The organism is Allobosea sp. P1_A7, from assembly GCF_056406775.1.
The window spans coordinates 1-21,107 of record NZ_JBFTZN010000041.1; the positions used below are offsets into that span (position 1 = coordinate 1).

The following is a 21,107-nucleotide window of genomic DNA, read 5'->3' on the forward strand; positions in this document are numbered from 1 at the left end:
GCCCCAGCCGGCACGGCACCCGCCGGCCCAGCGTCTCTTTCGAGTTCTTTCCTCCGAAGACACCGGAGATGGAGACGACACTCTGGGAGAGCGTGCACCGTCTCGAGCCGCTTGGGCCCACCTTCGTGTCGGTGACCTATGGTGCCGGCGGTTCGACGCGCGAACGCACGCACAACACCGTCAAGCGCATGGTTGACGAGACCAGGCTGAAGCCGGCGGCGCACCTGACCTGCGTTTCCGCCACCTGCGCCGAGGTCGACGACGTGATCCGCTCCTATTGGGCGGCCGGCGTGCGCCATATCGTGGCGCTGCGCGGTGACCCGGCCGGTGGACTGGGAACGGTCTACGAGCCGCATCCGCAGGGCTATCACCAGACCTCTGATCTGGTCGCCGGGATTCGGCGCGTCGCCGATTTCGAGGTGACAGTCTCGGCCTATCCCGAAAAGCACCCGGAAGCGGCCTCGCTCGATGCCGATATCGATGCCTTGAAGAAGAAGGTCGATGCCGGTGCGACCCGGGCGATCACGCAGTTCTTCTTCGATAACGACGTCTATTTCCGCTATCTCGACAAGGTCAGGGCTCGGGGGATCGACATCCCGATCCTGCCCGGAATCGTTCCCGTCCTGAATTTCAAGCAGACGGCGAGCTTCGCCACAAAGACGGGCGCGAGCGTGCCGCAATGGCTGGCCGATCGGTTCGAGGGCCTGGAAGACGACGCCGCGACGCGCCGGCTCGTGGCGGCCGCGGTTTGCGCCGAGCAGGTGCTCGACCTGATCGACCGTGGCGTCTCCGACCTGCATTTCTACACGATGAACAAGGCCGACCTGGTCTATGCGATCTGCCATCTTGTCGGCTTGAAGCCCGACAGGGCCGCGCCGCAGCAGGCGGCCGCGGAGTAGCGTGCCAGCCGTCATTGGAAGCAAAGCGATCCAGCCTGTCTTTAGTGGCCTCTGGATTGCTTCGTCGCTTTGCTCCTCGCAATGACGGGAAGACCATACGAGCAGAGTTTCATGACGAAGGCGTTCGCGATGTCAGACTACAATCCCAGCCAGGTCGATGGCATCGAGATCGAGCGCGCGCTTCGCCAGTCCGCGTCCGAGCGCATCCTCGTGCTCGACGGTGCGATGGGGACGCAAATCCAGAACCTGAAGCTCTCGGAAGCAGAGTTTCGCGGCGAGCGCTTCAAGGGCTGGAACCACGATCTCAAGGGCAATAACGACCTGCTGGTCCTGACCCAGCCGGACGCCATTCGCGAAATCCACCTCGCCTATTTCCAGGCGGGTGCCGATATCGTCGAAACCAACACGTTTTCGTCGACGCAGATCGCCCAAGCCGATTACGGCATGGAGGCGCTGGCCTATGAGCTGAACGTTGCCTCGGCGAAGCTCGCGCGCGAAGCGGCCGCTCTCGCTCAGAAGGCCGATGGGCGCCGTCGTTTCGTCGCCGGCGCGATCGGGCCGACGAACCGGACGCTTTCGATCTCGCCGGATGTGAACAATCCGGGTTTCCGCGCGGTGACCTTCGATCAGGTGCGCGAATCCTATGCCGAACAGGTGCGTGGCCTGATCGATGGCGGCTCCGAGCTGATACTGGTCGAAACCATTTTCGACACGCTCAATGCCAAGGCTGCGATCGTTGCGATCGAGGAGGTCTATCGCGAGAAGGGCCTGCGCCTGCCTGTGATGATCTCCGGCACGATCACCGACCTTTCGGGGCGCACGCTCTCGGGCCAGACCACGGAGGCGTTCTGGAATGCGATCCGCCATGCCGCGCCGCTGACGGTTGGTCTCAACTGTGCGCTCGGCGCGCGCGAGATGCGGGCCCATATCAAGGATCTGTCCCGCGTTGCCGATACGCTGATCTGCGCCTATCCGAATGCCGGCCTGCCCAATGAATTCGGCATGTATGACGAAAGCCCCGAGGCGACGGCCGGAATGCTCGCTGAGTTCGCCGATGCCGGGCTCGTCAATGTCGTTGGCGGCTGCTGCGGCACGACGCCCGGCCATATCCGCGCGATCGCGGAAGCCGTCGCGGGCAAGCCGCCGCGCGCCGTGCCGGAGATCAAACGCTATCTGCGGTTGGCTGGGCTCGAGCCTTTCACGCTCGACGAGACCATTCCCTTCGTCAATGTCGGCGAGCGCACCAACGTCACCGGCTCGGCCCGCTTCCGCAAGCTGGTCAAGGAAGGCGACTTCGCCGCAGCGTTGGATGTGGCACGCGACCAGGTCGCCAATGGCGCGCAGGTCATCGACATCAACATGGACGAAGGCCTGCTCGATTCCGAGAAGGCCATGACCGAGTTCTGCAATCTGATCGCTTCGGAGCCGGACATCTCCCGCGTGCCGATCATGGTCGACTCGTCGAAGTTCCACGTCATCGAAGCCGGCCTGAAGACGATCCAGGGCAAGCCGATCGTCAATTCGATCTCGATGAAGGAAGGCGAGGAGGCTTTCCTCGATCACGCCCGTATCTGCCGCAACTACGGCGCGGCGGTGGTGGTGATGGCCTTCGACGAGACCGGCCAGGCCGACACCTTCGAACGCAAGATCGAGATCTGTACGCGGGCCTACAAGCTCTTGACCGAGCAGATCGGCTTCCCGCCCGAGGACATCATCTTCGATCCCAACATCTTTGCCGTTGCGACCGGCATCGAGGAGCACGACAACTACGGCAACGACTTCATCGAGGCGACCAGGGCGATCCGCGAGACCCTGCCGCATGCCCATATCTCGGGCGGCGTCTCGAACCTGTCCTTCTCGTTCCGCGGCAACGAGAAGGTCCGCGAAGCGATGCATTCGGTGTTCCTGTACCATTGCATCAAGGCCGGCATGGACATGGGCATCGTCAATGCGGGCCAGCTCGGCTCCTATGACGACCTCGATCCCGAACTGCGCGAGCTCTGCGAGGATGTCGTCCTCAACCGTCGCAAGGATTCGACCGAGCGACTGCTCGATGCCGCCCCGCGCTTCAAGGGCGACGGTTCGGTTGCGATTTCCGGCAAGGACATGGCCTGGCGCGATAACCCGGTCGAGAAGCGGCTGGAATACGCACTGGTCAACGGCATCACCGCCTTCATCGACACCGATGTCGAGGAGGCCCGCGCCGCAGCCGAGAAGCCGCTCCATGTCATCGAAGGGCCGCTGATGGCCGGCATGAACGTGGTCGGTGACCTGTTCGGCGCCGGCAAGATGTTCCTGCCGCAGGTGGTGAAATCGGCCCGCGTGATGAAGCAGGCGGTGGCCTATCTCATGCCCTATATGGAGGAGGAGAAGCGCCTGAACGGTGGTTCCGAGCGTTCGGCCGCCGGCAAGGTGCTGATGGCGACGGTGAAGGGCGATGTCCATGACATCGGCAAGAACATCGTCGGCGTCGTGCTCCAGTGCAATAACTACGAGGTCATCGACCTCGGCGTGATGGTGCCGACGCAGAAGATCCTCGATGTCGCGCGCAAGGAGAAGGTCGACATCATCGGCCTCTCGGGCCTGATCACGCCTTCGCTCGACGAGATGGTGACCGTCGCGTCCGAGATGGAGCGCGAGGGTTTCGACATTCCGCTCCTGATCGGCGGCGCAACGACCAGCCGCGTGCATACGGCGGTGAAGATTCACCCGGCCTATAGCCAGGGGCAGACGGTCTATGTCACCGACGCGTCGCGCGCCGTCGGCGTCGTCTCAAGCCTGCTCTCGCAGGACCAAAAGCCCGCTTATATCGAGGGCGTCAGGGGCGAGTACGCCAAGGTCGCCGCCGCTCATCGCCGCTCCGAGGCCGATAAGCAGCGCCTGCCGCTGGTGAAGGCGCGGACGAATGCCTTCAAGGCGGATTGGGCGAACTACGCCCCACCAAAGCCGAGCTTCCTCGGCACGCGCGTGTTCCGGACTTATGACATCGCCGATCTCGTGCCGGTGATCGACTGGACGCCGTTCTTCCAGACCTGGGAGATGAAGGGACGCTTCCCTGCGATCTTGCAGGACGAGAAGCAGGGCGAGGCGGCTCGCGCGCTCTGGGACGATGCGCAGGCGATGCTGAAGCGCATCGTCGAGGAGCGCTGGTTCAATCCCAAGGCCGTGATCGGCTTCTGGCCGGCCAATGCCGTCGGGGACGATATCCGGCTCTATACCGGGGAGAGCCGCCAGGACACGCTCGCGACCTTCCACGGCTTGCGTCAGCAGCTCTCGAAGCGCGACGGCAAGCCCAACATGTGCATCTCGGACTTCGTCGCTCCCGAGGGCATCGAGCGGCCTGACTATATCGGCGCCTTTGTGGTGACCGCGGGAGCGGAGGAGGAGCGCATCTCCGAGAAATTCGCCCGCGACAACGACGATTACCGCTCGATCATGGTCAAGGCGCTGGCCGACCGCTTCGCCGAGGCGATGGCTGAACGCATGCACCAGCTCGTTCGCACGCAGTTCYGGGGCTATGCCCCCGACGAGAACCTCGCCAATGAGGATTTGATCCGCGAGGAATATCGCGGCATCCGGCCGGCGCCCGGGTATCCGGCGCAGCCCGATCACACCGAGAAGGAAACGCTGTTCGAGTTGCTGCAGGCCGAGCGGCGGGTCGGCGTGAAGCTGACCGAGAGCTTTGCGATGTGGCCGGGCTCCTCGGTTTCAGGACTCTATCTGTCGCACCCGGACGCCTATTATTTCGGTGTCGCCAAGGTCGAGCGCGACCAGGTCGAGGATTACGCGGCGCGCAAGGGCATGGCGATCCACGAGGTCGAGCGCTGGCTGGCGCCGATCCTCAACTACGAGCCCAGCGCCTATCGGCTCGAGGCCGCCGAGTGATGCTGCGGGCGGCTATCCCGGCCGATCTGCCGCGCATCGGCGTGATCCGGCTGGCCGTGAAGGAGAACGTGCTCCGCGACCCTTCCAAAGTCAGCGATGAGGAGGTCGCGTGGTATATGGAGCAGGCCATCTTCCTCGTCAGCGAGGAGGGCGGCGAGGTTGTCGGCTTCACCTGCGCCAACCACCAGACGGCTCTCATCTGGGCGCTCTTCATCGCTCCCGATCACGAAGGGCACGGCCATGGTCGCGCACTCCTGGATGCGGCGCTGGAGCGGCTTGCGGGGAAGGGGCACCGGCAAGCATACCTGACGACAGGCGCGACGACCCGCGCTGCGCGCTTCTACCGCCAGCATGGCTGGCGCGACATGGGCCTTGCGCTCGACGGCCAGGCCGTCTTCGTCAAGCCGCTCGGACCGGTCTAGATCATCGGACCGGATATCGTATCCGATGATCTAACCATCTGTGATTGCATCGGCTTTCCCGAAAACCGCAATCCACTTTTCGGGCCGATGCTTGAGATTCGCGTCGCTCCGCGCCGACATGACTGCGCCGGGCGCTTCAGCCTGAGGGCGGCCGAATTCGGTGGCGGGCACGCCGGCCATCGCCAGCCCTCAGGCCCCCCTCGCGGACCGCACGGTCAGGGAGACGGCGCCGCCAGATCGACGTGAAAGACCTTGGCGATGATCTGCCAACGCCCGTCGAGCCGGACGACGCTGAGCAGATCGGTGAAGGATTTCGGCCCGATGGCGCATGCGACGCGGGCGAGCGCGGTCACTGGCCCGGCAAATTCGATGGAAAGGATGCGGTCCTGCCGCGCCTCGCCCCGGCTGGCCGGGGAGGGGCGCTTTGCGACCATGGGCAGATAGGCGTCCATGGTCAGATGGATGAGACTGCCATCGCTGGCGCAGGCATAGATCGCCTGCGGATGGAAGACCCCGGCGAGCTTGTCGGCATCGCTGTGATAGAGGCCATCGAAATAGCGTGTCAGGACCTCGACGATTTCGGCAAAGCGGGCATCCATCGCAGGCGCCTCCTTCAGATCAGGCCTTCGGCCTGCATCGCCTGGCGCACGGTGTTGCGGCCGGTCAGACGCTGCATGAAGGCCTGGAGCTTCGGCCAGGCATCGAGCGCAACGCCGGTATGGTTCGCCCAGTTCGTGACAACGAAGAGATAGGCGTCGGCGACGCTGAAGGTCTCGCCGAGAAGGTAGGGACGCCCGTCCGAGAGCTTCTGCTCGACGTCGCCGAAACGCCGGGCGACCTTCTCCTTCGCTTCACGCCTGGCATCGTCGCCAATCGTGGTGCTGAACAGCGGGCCGAAGGCCTTGTGCAACTCGGAAGCGATGAAATTGAGCTCCTCCTGCAGCCGTGCGCGCGCCAGCGTTCCGGCCTTTGGCGCGAGTCCCGCCTCGGGCTTAAGGTCCGCGATATACTGGACGATCGCCGCGCCTTCGGTCAGCACCTCGCCGCTGTCGAGCTGCAACGCCGGAACGTAGCCGCGCGGATTGACCGTTGTGAAATCGGCGCCGGTCTCGGTCGTCCTGGTCTTGGTGTCGACCTTCTCCAGGGTAAATGGCAGGCCGGCTTCGCGCAGCGCGATGTGGGGCGAGAGCGAGCAGGCGCCGGGGGCGTAGTAGAGCTTCATGATGTGCGTCTCCGTGTTGACCGGTGACCACACGGGTAGGCAGGGCGATAACTTCTGTATATCCAGTAACTTGTCGTTACTGCATTTTCCGGTATCATTCCGGTAACCGGAGACAGCCTCGCATGGCGTTGAAGATACGGAAGAATCGGGCGAAAACTCCGCCGCCGACCTGCGCCGTCGGCACCTGCATGCAGGTACTGGGCAAAGCCTGGACGCCGAATGTGATCTGGTATCTGAGCGCTGGTCCCCGTCGCTTCGGCGAGCTGCGCCATGACATGCCGCTGATCTCGGCCAAGATGTTGAGCGAGCGCCTGCGCGATCTCGAAAGCCGCGGCATTGTCGAGCGGCGCGTGCTGCCGAGCTCGCCACCATCAGCCGAATATGGGCTGACGGTTCTCGGGTTGGAGCTCATGCCGGCGATCGAGGCGATCGTCGCGGTCGGGCAGCGTCTGAAGGAGCGCATGGGGCAGGCGGCTGAAGCCGCCTGAAACGCTTCAGCCGGCGCGAAGCGCTCTCATATCCGCGAGCGCGCCCTGCATCGCATCCGCGCTGGGCTGTCCCTGCAATGGCTCGCCGAAGAGATGCAACCGATTGCGGCCTGAGGCTTTGGCGACATAGAGCGCAGAATCGGCTTCGGCGAAGCTCCGGTCAGGATCATGGTGTCGGCCCGGGAGCAGCATCGTCGCACCGATCGAGGCACTGATCTCGATCAACCGACCGTTCCAGGTGACTGGGCGCGCGAGCGCCGCGAGGGCCTGGTTCAGCCGGTGCAGGATATGGGACGAGCCGGCGGTCGAGCAGATCAGCAGCGCGAATTCGTCCCCGCCGATGCGGGCGATCGTCAACGCGTCGCTCAGCGTGGCCTCCAACCGCAGGGCCACTTGCCGCAAACATTCATCGCCAGCGGCGTGGCCGAGGTGGTCATTGATCGGCTTGAACATGTCGAGATCGATGAGGGCGAGTGCGCCCAGGGCGCAGCCATCAGCCGGAATGCGCCGCAGCTCGGCTAGCTGCGCCTCGAACGCCCGGCGGTTGGCGAGGCCGGTGAGCGGGTCGCTATAGGCGAGCTGACGCAAGCCCTGCCACATCTGCTTCTCGCCGGTGATGTCCTGCTTGGCCCCATAGATGCGCCAGGGGCGCCCCTGCTTGTGCGTGATATCGGCACTCAGGCGCATCCAGCGGCTGCTCCCTTCGGCGGTCGTGATCCTGGCATCGAGGACAAAGCCCTTGCCGGTGCGGACCATCGCGGCGCGAAGGCGCTCCATCTCGGTGCGGGAATCGTTCGTGTAGAGTTCGACGGTAGAGGGGCGGTGCAGGGTCGAGCCACGCGGCAGGCCGAAGAGATCGTAGACACCGGCTGTCCAGCTGAGCTGTTGGGTGGCGAGTTCGCATTCCCAAGCGCCGATTCCGGCCAATAATGTGGCCTGATCGTAGAGGCGTCGGGCTTCGGCGTCTTGCAGCGACATGGGTTTCAGGTCTCGGCTTACGCGCCAAGCAACCAGCTTTGCGCGTTCGGCTGCGATACCATCGACGCTAGGCGATGATGATTAACGGGGTCTTGCAACCGTGGGGATTCGCTTTCGCGCTATTCCCGCCGCAGAGCTTCGATCGGGTCGAGGCGCGCCGCCTGCCGCGCCGGATAGAAACCGAAGAAGACGCCGATCATCCCGGAGACACCGACCGCGATCAGGATCGTCTCGATCGAGATGACCGAGGGCCAATTGGCTATGCGGGCGATGGTGAGAGCCGCACCGACGCCAAGCGCGATGCCGACGGCGCCGCCGATGGTCGCGAGCGTGGTGGCCTCGATCAGGAACTGGGCGAGCACGTCGCGCTGACGCGCACCCACGGCAAGCCGCAAGCCGATCTCGCGGGTCCGCTCGGTCACCGAGACCAGCATGATGTTCATGATGCCGATGCCGCCCACCAGCAGCGAAACGGCGGCGACGGCGGCGAGCAGCCAGGAGAGGGTGGTGGCGGCGGCCGTCGCGGTATTGGCGATCTCGGTCAGGTTGCGGACGATGAAATCGTCGTCCTGATCCTCGGGAAGCCTGTGGCGCTGGCGCAGCAGGGCAGTCGTGTCCGCGATGCCGGGAGCGATTGCGTCTTCGTTGGCAAATTTCACCATGATGGTCTGGACTGAACGATCGCGGGCATAGTTGCGGCCGATGATCCGGCGCCGACCGGTGTCCAGCGGCACAAAGATGACGTCGTCCTGATCCTGTCCGAGGGCCGACTGGCCCTTGGGCGCCATCACGCCGATGACCTTGAACGGCACATTGCGGATGCGGAACATCTGGTCGAGGGGATCCTGCTCGCCGAAGAGGTTCTTGGCGACGGTCTGGCCGATGACGGCAACGATCTCACCGCGCCGCAACTCCTCTGGCTCAAACAGCCGGCCCTCGGCCACGCTCCATTCGCGCGCGGTGAAGAAATCGAGATCGGTCGCCGTGATCTGTGTCGACCAGTTGGTGCCGGCGTAGACGGCCTGTGCCCGCGTGACGATGACGGGCGCTGCAGCAGTAACGTTCTCGACCTCGGCAAGGACGGCGCGGGCATCCTCGTCTGTCAGGGTCGAAGAGGCCCCCGCGCCCAGCCTGACGCCCCCTTGCGTGACGTTGCCGGACTGGATGATGGCGAGATTGGCGCCGAGCGACTTGATCTGCCCGGTGACGCGTTCGCGCGCACCGGAGCCGATCGCGACCATGGCGATGACGGCGGCGACACCAATGATGATGCCGAGCATCGTCAGGGCCGAGCGCAGCGCGTTGGCGCCGATGGCGGAGAGAGCCGAGCGGATGGCTTCCCAAAGGCTCATGCCGCAACCTCGGCTGTCGGCGGCGCGTGGTCGAGCGCTGCCAGGGCGGCACGTGCGTCGGCGGGCTCCTGTCGCTGATCGGAAAGGATGTGCCCGTCACGGAAGCGAATGACGCGCCGCGCGTGGCGCGCGACCTCGGCGTCGTGGGTGACGATGACGACGGTCACGCCTTCGTGGTTCAGGTCCTGGAACAGCGCCAGGATTTCGAGCGCGGTCCGGCTGTCGAGTGCGCCGGTCGGCTCGTCGGCGAGCAGAAGACGCGGTTCGTTCACCAGGGCGCGAGCGATGGCGACACGCTGCTGCTGGCCGCCGGACAGCTGCATCGGCCGGTGATGAGCACGCTCCGCCAGCCCGACGCGTCCAAGCGCGGCAAGTGCCTTCTCGCGGCGTATCTTGCGGTCGCGACCGGCATAGACCATGGGGAGTTCGACATTGGCACAGGCGTCGACGCGAGGCAGCAGGTTGAACTGCTGGAAGACGAAGCCGAGCTTGCGGTTGCGCAGCTCGGCCAGACCATCGCTCGACAAGGTTTCGACTGCGACCCCATCGAGCCGGTAATGGCCGCCGGTCGGCCGGTCCAGGCAGCCGATCAGGTTCATGAACGTGGATTTTCCTGAGCCGGAGGGGCCCATCACTGCGACCAGATCGCCGGCCTCGATCTCAAGCGACACTCGGTCGAGCGCGATCACGCTGCCGGAATCGAGGCTGTAGATCCGGCTGAGTTCATGCACTTCGATCAGGGCCATGAGGCTGCCTTCAGAACAGACGCGGTCCGCGTACCGGTGGGCGGCCGGCGGGTTCAACTGCGGCAGCGCTGCGCGGGCCGCCGCCGACGAGGACCTGCATGCCCTCCTTGAGGTCGCTGGAGACAATCTCGGTATAGGCGCCGTCGGTCGGGCCGAGCATGAGTTGGATCACTTTGGGCTGGCCCTCGCCATCGAGCACATAGACGCGTCCGGGAACTCCCCTTTGCGAGGACGCGCGGCCTTCCTCCATCATGGCCTCGAACTTGGCGCGGCGTTCCGGATCGAGAGCGGCCGAGATCTTCGTGCGCATTTCGCTGCGAGCGGCGCGGAAGGCGGCGCGACGCTCGTCCTCGGAGAGGCCGGCCATCGCGGCACGACCGGGACCGCGGCGCTCCTCGAGGATGGCGGTGATCGCCTGCTTCTGTTCGGCCGTCGGCTGCAGCTCGGTTTCGAGGCGCTCGCGCAGCGCGGTGACGGCGCGGGCGCCACCACGTCCGGCCTGCGGGCTTCCCGATGGGGATGCGGCGGCGCCTGCTGGTCCCGCCGCCTGACCGGGCGGGCGGAAGCGCAAGGCTGCATTGGGGACACGCAATGCGTTGCTGCGGTCTTCCGTAACCACCTGAATATTGGCCGTCATGCCCGGTAGCAGTGCCATGTCGCGGTTCTCGACGCGCACGACTCCGGTATAGGTGACGACGTTCTGGATGGTCTGCGCACCCAGTCGCACCATGTTGACGCGACCTTCGAAGGTGCGGTTCGGATAGGCGTTGACCGTGAAGGAGACGGGCTGGCCAGGCTGGAGGCGGCCCACATCGGCCTCGTCGATATTTGCGTAGATGTCGATCTCACGCAGGTCCTGCGCGATCTGGAACAGGACGGGCGCGGAGAGCGAGGCGGCGACGGTCTGACCGAGATCGACCTGGCGCTGCACCACGACGCCGTCGACCGGCGAACGGATATCGGTTCGCTCGAGATCGATCAGGATGTCCTTGAGCTTGGCCTCGCGACTGGCGATCAGGGCCTCGCCGGACTGAAGCTGCCCCTCCGCCAGCAGGATGTCGGCGTCGAGCCCGTTGAGTTCGGCCTTGGCCGAGGCGATCTGCGCCTCGGTCGAGGCGAGCGTGGCGGTCTGGATCTCGACCTGGGTTCGGGCATTGTCCAGGTTCTGCTGCGAGCCGGTGTTGCGGTTGAAAAGCTCGCTCTGCCGGTCGAACGTGCGTTTTGCATCGGCCAATTGGGCGGCGACGCGATCGCGCTGTGCTTCAAGGTCCTTGACGGTTGAATTGGCCTTGAGACGGCTCGACTTGGCGCGGTCGAGTTGAGCGCGTTTGACGATAAGGTCGGCCTTGCCTTGGGCGAGATCGGCGGCGGCAGCATCGCGCCGCGTCCGGATCTGGTCGCTGTTGAGCCGGGCTACCACCTGGCCGGCCTTCACCTGCGAATTGTAGTCCGCAAGGATCTCGACGATCTGGCCCGACAGCATCGAGCCGACCAGGACGGTGGTCATCGGGGTCAATGTGCCGGTGGCGCGAACGGCTGCGGTGATCTGGCCCCGATCAATCGACGCCGTACGATAGGCGACGTCACTGGCTGCTCCCCCCGTGGGGCGGATTGCCCAATAGCCTGCTGCTGCAGCGGTCAGACCAAGGCCGGCAGCGATCACCAGTTTGCGCAAGTCGTTGTCCCCGTCATCCGGCGCAGCCGGACACATTTCGCAAGGGGCGAACGATGCCAGAAAGCGAACAGGCAGGCGAGTTAACTTACTGCAATGTTGGMGTATGCCCGCGCCCAGCTCCCGGACTCACGCCATCCGTGCGCCCCGCGTCATCGCCACCAGGTCGCGCAGCGTCGTGATCGTCGAGGCATCGGCGACACCGTCGACCTTTTCCTGCCGCCAATGGCGTTGAAAGGCTGCGACGACGGCTTCGAATTTCTCGTCGTAGTTGCCGTCGACCGTGACGCCATAGCCGAGCATGGCAAACATCGCCTGCAGCGCCTCGACCGGCTGGCCGCTCTCGCCGCGCGCAAAGAAGCGACCGCTACGGATCGGGGCTGGCTCGGACCAGATGCCGACACCGCCCTCCGCGAATTGCCGCCAGGGGAATTTCTCACCGGGGTCGATCTTCCGGCCCGGTGCGATATCGGAATGGGCCAGGACGCGCTCGGGTGGAATGCTCCAGCGCTCGCAGATGTCGCGGCTCAGATTGAGTGTGGCAATCACCTGTTCCGACGTGAAAWCGGGCATGCCGCCGGGATGGCCGGGATTGGCGATCTCGATGCCGATCGAACAGGAGTTGATATCGGTCTCGCCGGCCCAATGCGAAGCGCCGGCATGCCAGGCACGGCGGCTTTCAGGGACGAGCTGCAGCACATGGCCGTTCTCGAAGACAAAATAATGCGAGGAAACCTGYGAAACCGGGTTGCAGAGCCATTGCAGCGCTGCGCCTGCGTCGCTCATGCCGGTGTAGTGCAGGATCAGCATGTCGGGGCGTCGGAGGGCACCGTGCGCGTCCTTGCGCTCGCCGTGGTTCGGCGAGGGAAAGACCTTCGCGGCAAAGCGGCTGTCAGGAGTGGCGGCGAGGCTCATGCGGGCTCCGGAAGTCTGGCGGTGCCGAGGCCTCGCTCCGCCTCGATCAGATCCCAGGCAGCATTGATGGCAGCGAGGCGGCGCGTGGCGATCGCGATCGCTTCTTCGGGCAGCCCGCGTGCGATCTCGCGGTCGGGGTGGTTTTCGGCGACGAGGCGGCGGTAATGCTGTTTCAGCTGCGCATCGCTCATCTCCCGGCTGGCGCCGAGCACGAGGTAAGGATCGTCCGGCCGACGCATGTGGCGCGCTTCGATGCGGGCAAAGCCGGCGGCGTTGATCGAGAAGATCTCGGCCACATGGCGCAGATAGGCATGCTCGGCCTCGTGGATCGCGCCATCGGCCGCCGCAATCAGGAAGAGCCCGTCGAGCACGTCTTCCAGCAGCGCGGGCTCATCCTTGAAGCTCTCGGCGATCTGCGTAGCGTAGGCCTCGAAGCCGGCGCTTGTCTGCTTGGCGAGATCGAACAGGCTCTCGATCCGTGCCTCCTGCTCAGGAGGCACGGTCACGATGCGCCGGAAGGCCGCGATCTCGTCGCGGGTGACGACACCGTCGGAGCGGGCCATCTTCGCGGAGAGGGCAACCAGTCCGGTCGTGAAAATCAGCTCGCGCGGCGCGGGGCCGAAGGGCGCTCCCTCGCGATCGACCAGGACGTGGCCGGCAAGCGCACCAACCAGCGCGCCGAGCGGGCCGCCCAGCGCCAGTCCAAGACCGCCGCCACCGAGCGCGCCCCAAAAAGACGAAACCATCGTTCAGGCAACTCCCGATTCAGCCCCGCGCGCAGTTTGCCCGGTCCAGCCGGGGCATCCAAGCCCGGTCCGACGAAAACCACCGCGATGCGCCACATGAAGCGACCCGGGGCATGGCGGTTGTCGCGCAGACGGGTGCGCCAGCACACGCTCGGGGGCTCTCTCCGGCGCGCGCGCGATCCTCCGGTGAGGTGAAAAATGAGGATAAATACGGCTTCCGGCCCGGAATACGTCAGCAATGGGGCGATGGTTTGATTCGGCTCGCCCCGGTTGCGAACGCTTTGGCAGCGTGTTCGCGGCATCGGATAATACACGGAGTATACCTCTATCGTAGTAAAGGCATTAATAAAAATCGGGAGCGAGTATAGCTTAGATTCGCGTTGCCTGGCGTCAGATTATAAACACATTCTCAGATCAGTTCGGTCTCCCCATCAAACGCCTTTCTGATGGATGGGGTCCACAAAAGATGAAATATACCTCCAGCGGTGCAGCTGCCGCGCTCGTGATTTGCCTCGCCTCTTTGCAGTCTGCCAAGGCTGCTACGAATAGCGAGAGCGATGCTCTCGCCTTCATCGTCCGGGACGCGGAAATCAAGCGTGAGGCGTCTGCACAGGAGGCCGGTTCGGCGACGTCGAAGACCACGACCTCCGCCCCGGCGGAACGCGGAAACCGCGCCAAGGCGGGCACCCACCGTCGTGCGGCACTGGCCGCTCCGGCTGGAGCCGGTGGGCTCCAAGCGATCGTTGCACGCCATGCCGCCGCCAATGGCGTTCCGTTYGCGCTGRCCGACGCGGTCGTGCGCATCGAGAGCCGCTACAACCCTCGTGCCTCGAATGCCGGCAATCTGGGGCTGATGCAGATCCGCCATCAGACGGCGCGCGGCATGGGCTATACCGGCAGCGCCAGCGGTCTGCTCGATGCCGAGACCAATGCCCGCTACGCGGTGAAATATCTGGCGGAAGCCTACCGCCTGGCTGGTGGCGATACCTGCCGCACGGTGATGAAATACCAGAGCGGGCACATGGCCCAGCGCATGAGCGGGGCCAACCGCACCTATTGCGCCAAGGTCCGCACGATCAGCGCACAGAATTGACGGGCAACGGCCCCCACCTCGCTTGACGCGGGCCGGGGGAGGGCGCACTAGCGCCGCTGCCAGTCGGCCGGACGGCCGCTCCCGTTCGCGGGGGAGGAAAGTCCGGGCTCCACGGAAATACGGTGCCGGATAACGTCCGGCGGGGGCGACCCCAGGGAAAGCGCCACAGAGATCGAACCGCCTCGCGCCTCGGCGCGGGGTAAGGGTGAAAAGGTGCGGTAAGAGCGCACCGCGGACCCGGCAACGGGGACGGCATGGCAAGCCCCACCGGGAGCAAAACCGAATAGGGACGATGCTTCTCCCGCAAGGGGGAGGGGGCCGGTTTCCAGGCCTGGTCGTCCGGGTTGGTTGCTCGAGGCGCGCAGTAATGTGCGTCCCAGAGGAATGGCCGTCACGTCGGTGCAGCAATGCGCCGGCCATCCAGAACCCGGCTTACAGGCCGGCTGGCACCTTCAGCCTCGCGGGGCAAAGAGCGGCTTGAGCCGCTCTTTGCGTCTCTACAGTGCGTCGGTCCACTCGGCCGGTACGAACTTGAAGGCCGCTCCGTCCTTCAGCACCTTGCCGAAGCCGGGGAAGGCGATATGCGAGCCGGTGATCAGGACGCCGTCGCTCGCCACCATGTCGAGCACGCGTTTACGCGAGGCCGCTGCCTGCTTGCCATCGAGATCGAACACGAAGGCGATGTCGGGACGTGCCGTCTGAAGCACGGCATTGTGGATGGTATCGCCGACAAGCATGAGTTGCTCGGGGCCTGAGCTGATCCGGAGCAGGCTGTGACCAGGCGTATGGCCCGGCACAAGCTCGAGGCTGAGGCCGGGCGCGACGTCGCCGGGCTGCACCTTGCGGGTGCGGCTCGCATAGGGGGCGAGCGCGTTGCGGGCCGAGGCGAAGAAGGGCCTGGCTTCGGCCGGCGCCTGGGCRAGCACGCCCTCGTCATGCCAGAAGGCATATTCGGTCTCGTTGATGATCACTTCGGCATTGGGGAAGCGTGCGGTCTTCTCTGCMGTCAGCAAGCCCTCGGCATGATCCGGATGGGCATGGGTGAGGATCACCGCATCGACCTGCGCCGGATCGATGCCAGCCGCGCGCAGATTGCCTTCGGCGCGTCCCATCGTCGGGCCGAAGGCCGTGTTGAAGCCGGTTCCGGTGTCGACGAGATAGGTCCGCTCGCGGGTGTTGACGACGAAGGCGTTGACCGAGGTTGGCAGGCTCTCGCCCAGACCCGCATTGGTCAGGATCTGTTTGACCTGGGTGGGATCCGCGCCGAGGAAGGCCTGGGCATTCAACGGAATATAGCCGTCGAGAATGGCAGTGACTTCGATATCGCCGATCTTGCGGCGATAGATGCCTGCGACCTGCGCCGCGGTTTGCGGGGCACGGGCAAGAGCGGGGAGTGCGGGCAGCATGCTGGCTGCAGCCGCGCCGGCGAGGAAGTTGCGGCGGTTGAACATGGTCTGTTCCAGAGGCGAGAGGGATCGAGGGCTTCCGGAAACGATGCCTGCGCCTGTCTTGCGCCGGGTTTAATCGTCTCGTGGTCGGGGCGGTGCCCGACCACGAGAGTTCAGATGGGCAGCGCGACCTCAGGCCGCAACCTGGAGATCGACGTCGATATTTCCGCGTGTCGCGTGGGAATACGGGCAGACGATATGGGCCTTCTTGACGAGGTCCTCGACCACGGCCTTGTCGACGCCCGGGACCGAGATCGTCAGTTTCACGGCGATGCCGAAGCCGGTGCCGTCGTCGCGCGGGCCGATGCCGACATCGGCGYTGACGCGCGCCTCCGGTGGGATCTTTACCTGCTCCTTGCCGGCGACGAACTTCAGTGCACCGAGGAAGCAAGCGGAATAGCCCATCGAGAAGAGCTGCTCGGGATTGGTGCCGTCGCCGCCGCCGCCGCCCAGCTCCTTTGGCGTGTTCAGCACCAGCTTGACGTTGCCCGTGTCGGTGGCGGCCTGGCCTTCGCGTCCGCCGGTGGCGGATCCATGAGCGGTGTAGAGGATCTTCATGGTCGAACTCCTTGGCTTCGGGGAACTTGGGGTTTCGGTGAACTTGCGTGCTGATTTAGATTGTGCACAATTGAATTGTCAACAAGAGGATAAACGCATCACGGATCGGTGACCGGGCTGCGCGAAGCCCGGAGTTTGAAGGGCCCGTTGCTCCATGCCAAACGAAGAGATGATGACGCCGAAGGTTCCCGCTGCGCCGCTTCCGAAGGCGGAGGAGCAGCTCTGTTTCGCAATCTATTCCGCGGGGCATGCCTTCACCCGCCTCTATCGTGCGGTGCTCGCCGAGCTCGGTCTGACCTATCCGCAATATCTCGTCATGCTTGTCCTATGGGATCATGACGGCGTGACGGTGAAGGAGATCGGGGAGCGATTGATGCTCGATTCCGGCACGCTGACGCCTCTGCTCAAGCGACTGGAGGCCGCTGGTCTGGTCCGCCGCGAGCGTGGCCGCGAGGATGAGCGGCAGGTCCGGCTGAACCTGACCGAAGCAGGGCGGGCGCTCAGCGAGAAGGCTCGGCTCGTGCCTGAAAGGATGGCCTGCGCGATCGGTGGCTCGGCGGAGCGGGTCGCTGCGCTGACCGAAGATCTGCACGCGCTACGCCAGACGCTGCTCAAGGCTGCCGGCGGACCCGCGTAAAGCCGGTCCGACATTTTTCATCGAGGTCGCCCGGTCGAGATGCCGCAGGCGGGCGCTTGTGCGTGCCGGATTTCCGAGAAAACGCCCGCGCTTACGGATGCTTAACCTTAACAGGCTGTGATGCGAACCAGGGCCGGCGTCACTGCGTCGGCGAACGCGATTCCATTGACGCCCATATTTGCCCATGCTATCCCAAATCATCCCGTCGAAGCCGGCAGGCAGAATGCAGAACAAGGTCCGTGTGCCGCGCGGATCTTGCGTCTCGATCCTGCTGTGCCTGCTTCGATGGGAGGCCTCGAACCCGCCGCCGAGGCGCTGCTACGCGCCGGTGGGGAGCGAGCCGGGAGGCGGCATTGACGGACCGCTTCGTCTCGAATTTCACCAATCGGCTGGATGCCAAGGGGCGCGTTTCGATCCCCGCGAGCTTTCGCGCCGTCCTGGCGAAGGACGGCTACGAAGGGCTCTACGTCCATCCCTCGCTCGATCTGGAAGCGCTCGATGCTGGCGGACACGCGCTGCGAGCGACGATCGACGACATTCTCTCCCGCTTTTCCCCCTTCTCGGACGAGTGGGAATCTCTCTCGACAGCGCTGAACGGCACCTCGGAGGTGCTGAAGGTCGATCCGGAAGGGCGTATCATGCTCAGCGAGACCCTGAGGTCGCATGCCGGCATCGCCGATGCGGTGACCTTCGTGGGCCACGGCCACAAATTTCAGCTCTGGGAGCCGGCTCGCTTCCAGGCGCATCTGGAGGCGGCGCGCAGCCGCTTGCGCGACGTCAAGCGCACGCTGGGTTCGCACATGACCATGACACTGGGAGCGACAGGGGCATGACGGGGCACGGCAGCCGGGATCACGGGGCCGCTGGCGGGTCGACCCGACATGTTCCGGTCCTCATGGCGGAAGCCCTCGACGCGCTCGCGATCAGGCCGGGCGGACGCTATCTCGACGGCACCTTCGGGGCCGGCGGTTATTCTCGCGAGCTGCTGGCGCGAGAGCCGAATGTGACCCTGCTCGCGCTTGACCGCGACCCGACGGCAATCGCCTGTGGGGCAGGGCTGGTTGCCGAAGCGAACGGGCGGCTGACCTTGTCGCAGGCCTGCTTTGGAGATCTCGCCAAGGAAGCGCGGCTGTTCAAGATGATCCCGCTGGACGGTGTCGTGCTCGATATCGGTGTCTCCTCGATGCAGATCGACGAGGCGGAGCGCGGTTTCTCCTTTCGCTTCGATGGCCCGCTCGACATGCGCATGGGCCGGGATGGGCAGAGCGCCGCCGACCTCGTCAATGAGGCGGAGGAGGGACTGCTCGCCAATATTTTCTATCATTATGGCGAGGAGCGTCGTTCGCGAGGCGTCGCACGCGCGATCGTCGAGGCTCGGCGCAAGGCACCGCTGACGACGACGAAGCAACTGGCTGAACTCGTGGCCAGCATCGTCTGGGCTGAGCCCGGCGGTGCGCATCCGGCGACCCGCGTATTCCAGGCCCTGCGCATCGCGGTCAATGACGAGCTCGGCGAATTGGTGCGGGCCCTGCACGCTGCCGAAGAGGCGCTGGGCGAGGGCGGACGCCTGGCTGTCGTGACCTTTCATTCGCTCGAGGACCGCATCGTCAAGCAGTTCCTGGCGACCCGCTCTGGGCGTGCACCGGCGGCTTCGCGCCATGCGCCGGCCACGACAGCGCCTGTCGCGACCTTCTCGCTGGTGACCAGGGGGGCCGTCGCGCCTTCCGAGGAGGAGATGCGGAGTAATCCGCGGGCTCGTTCCGCCAAGTTGCGCGCAGCGCAGCGCACTGCCGCTCCGGCTCGTGCGCCGGAGCCCGAGCTCACTGCGCTTGCAGGCGTGCCGTCACCGCAGCCTCGCCGGAGATCCTAGGGATGATCAAGCTCCTGCATGTGGTTGCGATCTGCGCTCTGGTCTCCTCGGCGCTCTATGCCTACACGATCAAATATGAGACGACGCTCGAATCCGAGCAGTTGCAAAAGCTCAAGGCCAAGGCGCAGCGCGAGCGCGATGCGATCGCCGTGCTCAAGGCGGAATGGCAGTTCCTGAACCGGCCTGATCGGTTGCAGACACTGAGCGAGCGCCATCTCGACCTCCAGCCATTCTCGGTGACGCAGGTCGTGCGCGCCTCGGATATCCCGAACCGCGGTCCGAAGGTGGATTCCATCGGCCGCAAGCTTGAGGATCTCGGCCTCGGTCTGCCGACCGAAACACCGAGGGATCGCAAGACGAGTGGCGTCACCACGCCGGGAGCCCGCCCATGACCGAGCCGAAGCTCTCTGCGACCGACCACCCGCGTCCGGACGATATCGAGGAGGGGCAGCCGGTGCCGCGCGGGCGGCTGCATTTCCTGCGCGACGTCTTCCGGATGAGCGGCGAGAAGAGCCAGCCGCGCGTCGGTCTCGTGATCCTGGGCTTCTCCGCCCTGTTCCTGGCCATTACCGGTCGTCTGGTGATGCTCGCCACCTTGCCGAACGAGCAGGTCGGTCTGCGCCGCGCGACCTCCAACGCGATCTCGGCCGCACGGCCCGATATCGTCGACCGCAACGGAACCGTTCTCGCGACTGACATCAGGACCGTCTCGGTCTTCGCCGAGCCGCGCAAGATCCTCGACAAGGACGAGGCAACCGAGCTTCTGACCGCCGTCCTGCCTGATCTCGATGCAAAGGATCTGCGCGACCGCCTCGGCACCAAGCGCGGCTTCATCTGGGTCAAGCGCGAGATCACGCCGCGCCAGCAGGCCGAGGTTCATCGCCTCGGCATTCCCGGCGTCGGCTTCGTGCCCGAGAACAAGCGCGTCTACCCGAATGGGCCGGCGGCGGCGCATGTGCTCGGCTTTGCCAATGTCGACAATGTCGGTATTGCGGGAATGGAGAAATATATCGACTCGCAGGGGCTGCAGGATCTGAACGGCGCCGGTCTCGCAACCCAGGCGTCGGACCTCAAGCCCGTGGCCCTGTCGATCGACCTGCGCGTGCAGCACCTGCTGCGCGACGAGCTGGTCAAGGGCATGGAGAAGTACCGGGCAATTGCGGCGGCCGGTGCGATCATGGATGTGACGACAGGCGAGATGATCGCCTCGGTGTCCCTGCCCGACTATGACCCGAGCAACCCGGTCGATGCGCAGGAGAAGGACCGTATCAACCGGATCAATGTCGGCGTCTACGAAATGGGCTCGACCTTCAAGGCGCTGACGGTTGCGATGGCGCTGGACTCCGGCAAGGCAAACATCAACTCCACCTATTCGACTGCGGGCGGCATGATGCGCTTCGGCCGCCATGTCATTCGCGAGTACCATGGCACGGGCCGGACACTGACCGTGCCGGAGGTGTTCGTGCATTCGTCGAACATGGGCTCGGTCAAGATGGCGCTGTCCGTCGGTGTGGAAGGCCACAAGGCCTTCCTGCGCAAGATGGCCCAGCTCGATCGCATGCGGACCGAATTGCCCGAGAGCGCCGAGCCGCTCATCCCGCCGCGCTGGGGCGAGCTCAACACCGCGACCATCGCCTTCGGTCACGGCCTCGCGGTTGCGCCGATCCAGGCCCTGGCTGCTGTCGGGGCGCTGGTCAATGGCGGTAACCTGATCGTTCCGACGTTCATCAAGCGCTCGGAGGAGGACGCCAAGCGCCTCGGGGTTCGCGTCATCAAGCCGGAAACCTCGGAGGCGATGCGCTACATCATGCGTATCAATGGCGAGCGTGGCTCCGCCCGCAAGGCGGACGTCCCGGGCTATTTCGTCGGCGGCAAGACCGGCACGGCCGAAAAGGTCATCGGTGGGCGCTACGCCAAGAACCGCAACTTCACGACCTTCATGGCGATCGTGCCGGCAGACAAGCCGCGCTATCTCTTCCTCTCGATCTATGACGAGCCCAAGGGCTACGCCGAGAGCGGGGGCTATTCGACCGCCGCCTGGAATGCCGGTATCACGACCGGCAAGGTCATCGAACGCGCCGCGCCGATCCTCGGCTTGCCGCCGCGTTTCGAACCGCCGGTCGCCCCGTTCCCGCTGATGGCGAAGCTCGGCGCCTGGGGAACGCGCTGAAGCAAC

The 21,107-nt window shown here is 65.1% G+C and carries 20 protein-coding genes and 1 other RNA gene; 11 read left to right on the forward strand and 10 right to left on the reverse strand.

The features are described from left to right. From metF to AC1D34_RS09685, 3 genes are all read left to right on the forward strand, one after another. A partial coding sequence (metF, locus tag AC1D34_RS09675; protein ID WP_476824089.1) for a methylenetetrahydrofolate reductase [NAD(P)H] occupies window positions 1–899 on the forward strand: 899 nt, incomplete at its 5' end. A gap of 129 nt (window positions 900–1,028) precedes the next feature. Continuing rightward, window positions 1,029–4,784, forward strand: a complete 3,756-nt coding sequence (gene metH, locus AC1D34_RS09680; RefSeq protein WP_476824111.1) for a methionine synthase — start codon at window positions 1,029–1,031, stop codon at window positions 4,782–4,784. Beyond that, complete coding sequence (locus AC1D34_RS09685) at window positions 4,784–5,206, forward strand: N-acetyltransferase family protein (RefSeq protein ID WP_476824090.1); 423 nt, start codon at window positions 4,784–4,786, stop codon at window positions 5,204–5,206. Before metH ends, AC1D34_RS09685 begins: the two co-directional genes overlap by 1 nt. Before the next feature lie 215 nt (window positions 5,207–5,421). On the opposite strand, the gene AC1D34_RS09690 is transcribed toward AC1D34_RS09685, so the two are convergent. Next, window positions 5,422–5,805, reverse strand: coding sequence for a nuclear transport factor 2 family protein (locus AC1D34_RS09690; RefSeq protein ID WP_476824091.1), 384 nt, complete (start codon window positions 5,803–5,805; stop codon window positions 5,422–5,424). A 14-nt stretch (window positions 5,806–5,819) separates the two neighbouring features. After that, entirely contained in the window at window positions 5,820–6,428 is a 609-nt protein-coding gene (gstA, locus tag AC1D34_RS09695; protein WP_476824092.1) for a glutathione transferase GstA, read from the reverse strand. A 122-nt stretch (window positions 6,429–6,550) separates the two neighbouring features. Here gstA and AC1D34_RS09700 point away from each other — a divergent pair, with 122 nt between their 5' ends. Beyond that, a complete protein-coding gene (locus tag AC1D34_RS09700) occupies window positions 6,551–6,916 on the forward strand; it encodes a winged helix-turn-helix transcriptional regulator (RefSeq protein WP_476824093.1) in 366 nt (121 codons plus the stop codon). Between the two features lie 6 nt (window positions 6,917–6,922). On the opposite strand, the gene AC1D34_RS09705 is transcribed toward AC1D34_RS09700, so the two are convergent. The 6 genes from AC1D34_RS09705 to AC1D34_RS09730 form a co-directional block, all read right to left on the reverse strand. After that, the gene (locus AC1D34_RS09705) at window positions 6,923–7,894 is read right to left on the reverse strand and encodes a diguanylate cyclase domain-containing protein (protein WP_476824094.1); all 972 of its coding nucleotides are present in this window, start codon (window positions 7,892–7,894) and stop codon (window positions 6,923–6,925) included. A gap of 119 nt (window positions 7,895–8,013) precedes the next feature. Beyond that, window positions 8,014–9,246, reverse strand: a complete 1,233-nt coding sequence (locus AC1D34_RS09710; protein ID WP_441489330.1) for an ABC transporter permease — start codon at window positions 9,244–9,246, stop codon at window positions 8,014–8,016. Further along, a complete protein-coding gene (locus tag AC1D34_RS09715) occupies window positions 9,243–9,992 on the reverse strand; it encodes an ABC transporter ATP-binding protein (protein ID WP_476824095.1) in 750 nt (249 codons plus the stop codon). The genes AC1D34_RS09710 and AC1D34_RS09715 overlap by 4 nt, the downstream gene beginning before the upstream one ends. A 10-nt stretch (window positions 9,993–10,002) precedes the next feature. Then, complete coding sequence (locus AC1D34_RS09720) at window positions 10,003–11,667, reverse strand: efflux RND transporter periplasmic adaptor subunit (protein WP_476824096.1); 1,665 nt, start codon at window positions 11,665–11,667, stop codon at window positions 10,003–10,005. 126 nt (window positions 11,668–11,793) lie between these two features. Beyond that, window positions 11,794–12,579: an N-acetylmuramoyl-L-alanine amidase gene (locus AC1D34_RS09725; protein ID WP_476824097.1), complete on the reverse strand. Its 786-nt coding sequence runs from the start codon at window positions 12,577–12,579 to the stop codon at window positions 11,794–11,796. After that, window positions 12,576–13,325 (reverse strand): TerB family tellurite resistance protein, encoded by a 750-nt coding sequence (locus AC1D34_RS09730; protein WP_476824098.1) that lies wholly within the window; start codon window positions 13,323–13,325, stop codon window positions 12,576–12,578. Before AC1D34_RS09730 ends, AC1D34_RS09725 begins: the two co-directional genes overlap by 4 nt. A gap of 466 nt (window positions 13,326–13,791) precedes the next feature. Here AC1D34_RS09730 and AC1D34_RS09735 point away from each other — a divergent pair, with 466 nt between their 5' ends. Both AC1D34_RS09735 and rnpB read left to right on the forward strand, forming a co-directional pair. Further along, window positions 13,792–14,418: a lytic transglycosylase domain-containing protein gene (locus AC1D34_RS09735; protein ID WP_476824099.1), complete on the forward strand. Its 627-nt coding sequence runs from the start codon at window positions 13,792–13,794 to the stop codon at window positions 14,416–14,418. A gap of 59 nt (window positions 14,419–14,477) precedes the next feature. Beyond that, an RNA gene (gene rnpB / locus AC1D34_RS09740) (RNase P RNA component class A) lies at window positions 14,478–14,869 on the forward strand. Window positions 14,870–14,915: 46 nt separating this feature from the next. Here rnpB and AC1D34_RS09745 read toward each other — a convergent pair. Together AC1D34_RS09745 and AC1D34_RS09750 are read right to left on the reverse strand one after the other, a co-directional pair. Next, window positions 14,916–15,869 carry an MBL fold metallo-hydrolase gene (locus tag AC1D34_RS09745; protein WP_476824100.1) on the reverse strand — a complete coding sequence of 318 codons (954 nt, stop codon included), beginning with the start codon at window positions 15,867–15,869 and terminating at the stop codon, window positions 14,916–14,918. A 129-nt stretch (window positions 15,870–15,998) separates the two neighbouring features. Next, entirely contained in the window at window positions 15,999–16,424 is a 426-nt protein-coding gene (locus tag AC1D34_RS09750; protein WP_476824101.1) for an organic hydroperoxide resistance protein, read from the reverse strand. A 172-nt stretch (window positions 16,425–16,596) separates the two neighbouring features. Here AC1D34_RS09750 and AC1D34_RS09755 point away from each other — a divergent pair, with 172 nt between their 5' ends. The 5 genes from AC1D34_RS09755 (at window position 16,597) to AC1D34_RS09775 (ending at window position 21,101) form a co-directional block, all read left to right on the forward strand. Next, entirely contained in the window at window positions 16,597–17,061 is a 465-nt protein-coding gene (locus AC1D34_RS09755; protein WP_476824102.1) for a MarR family winged helix-turn-helix transcriptional regulator, read from the forward strand. A gap of 353 nt (window positions 17,062–17,414) precedes the next feature. Next, window positions 17,415–17,894, forward strand: coding sequence for a division/cell wall cluster transcriptional repressor MraZ (locus AC1D34_RS09760; RefSeq protein ID WP_476824103.1), 480 nt, complete (start codon window positions 17,415–17,417; stop codon window positions 17,892–17,894). Further along, complete coding sequence (gene rsmH / locus AC1D34_RS09765; protein ID WP_476824104.1) at window positions 17,891–18,931, forward strand: 16S rRNA (cytosine(1402)-N(4))-methyltransferase RsmH; 1,041 nt, start codon at window positions 17,891–17,893, stop codon at window positions 18,929–18,931. The genes AC1D34_RS09760 and rsmH overlap by 4 nt, the downstream gene beginning before the upstream one ends. 2 nt (window positions 18,932–18,933) lie before the next feature. Next, window positions 18,934–19,323 carry a cell division protein FtsL gene (ftsL, locus tag AC1D34_RS09770; protein WP_113513791.1) on the forward strand — a complete coding sequence of 130 codons (390 nt, stop codon included), beginning with the start codon at window positions 18,934–18,936 and terminating at the stop codon, window positions 19,321–19,323. After that, the gene (locus AC1D34_RS09775; RefSeq protein ID WP_476824105.1) at window positions 19,320–21,101 is read left to right on the forward strand and encodes a peptidoglycan D,D-transpeptidase FtsI family protein; all 1,782 of its coding nucleotides are present in this window, start codon (window positions 19,320–19,322) and stop codon (window positions 21,099–21,101) included. The genes ftsL and AC1D34_RS09775 overlap by 4 nt, the downstream gene beginning before the upstream one ends. The last annotated feature ends 6 nt before the right edge of the window (window positions 21,102–21,107 follow it).

Excerpts from the sequence above, each read along its gene's own strand:
- AC1D34_RS09685 (WP_476824090.1), top strand. The coding sequence starts at position 4,784 with ATGCTGCGGGCGGCTATCCCGGCCGATCTGCCGCGCATCGGCGTGATC.
- AC1D34_RS09690 (WP_476824091.1), bottom strand. The coding sequence starts at position 5,805 with ATGGATGCCCGCTTTGCCGAAATCGTCGAGGTCCTGACACGCTATTTC.
- gstA (WP_476824092.1), bottom strand. The coding sequence starts at position 6,428 with ATGAAGCTCTACTACGCCCCCGGCGCCTGCTCGCTCTCGCCCCACATC.
- AC1D34_RS09700 (WP_476824093.1), top strand. The coding sequence starts at position 6,551 with ATGGCGTTGAAGATACGGAAGAATCGGGCGAAAACTCCGCCGCCGACC.
- AC1D34_RS09705 (WP_476824094.1), bottom strand. The coding sequence starts at position 7,894 with ATGTCGCTGCAAGACGCCGAAGCCCGACGCCTCTACGATCAGGCCACA.
- AC1D34_RS09710 (WP_441489330.1), bottom strand. The coding sequence starts at position 9,246 with ATGAGCCTTTGGGAAGCCATCCGCTCGGCTCTCTCCGCCATCGGCGCC.
- AC1D34_RS09715 (WP_476824095.1), bottom strand. The coding sequence starts at position 9,992 with ATGGCCCTGATCGAAGTGCATGAACTCAGCCGGATCTACAGCCTCGAT.
- AC1D34_RS09730 (WP_476824098.1), bottom strand. The coding sequence starts at position 13,325 with ATGGTTTCGTCTTTTTGGGGCGCGCTCGGTGGCGGCGGTCTTGGACTG.
- AC1D34_RS09755 (WP_476824102.1), top strand. The coding sequence starts at position 16,597 with ATGACGCCGAAGGTTCCCGCTGCGCCGCTTCCGAAGGCGGAGGAGCAG.
- rsmH (WP_476824104.1), top strand. The coding sequence starts at position 17,891 with ATGACGGGGCACGGCAGCCGGGATCACGGGGCCGCTGGCGGGTCGACC.
- ftsL (WP_113513791.1), top strand. The coding sequence starts at position 18,934 with ATGATCAAGCTCCTGCATGTGGTTGCGATCTGCGCTCTGGTCTCCTCG.
- AC1D34_RS09775 (WP_476824105.1), top strand. The coding sequence starts at position 19,320 with ATGACCGAGCCGAAGCTCTCTGCGACCGACCACCCGCGTCCGGACGAT.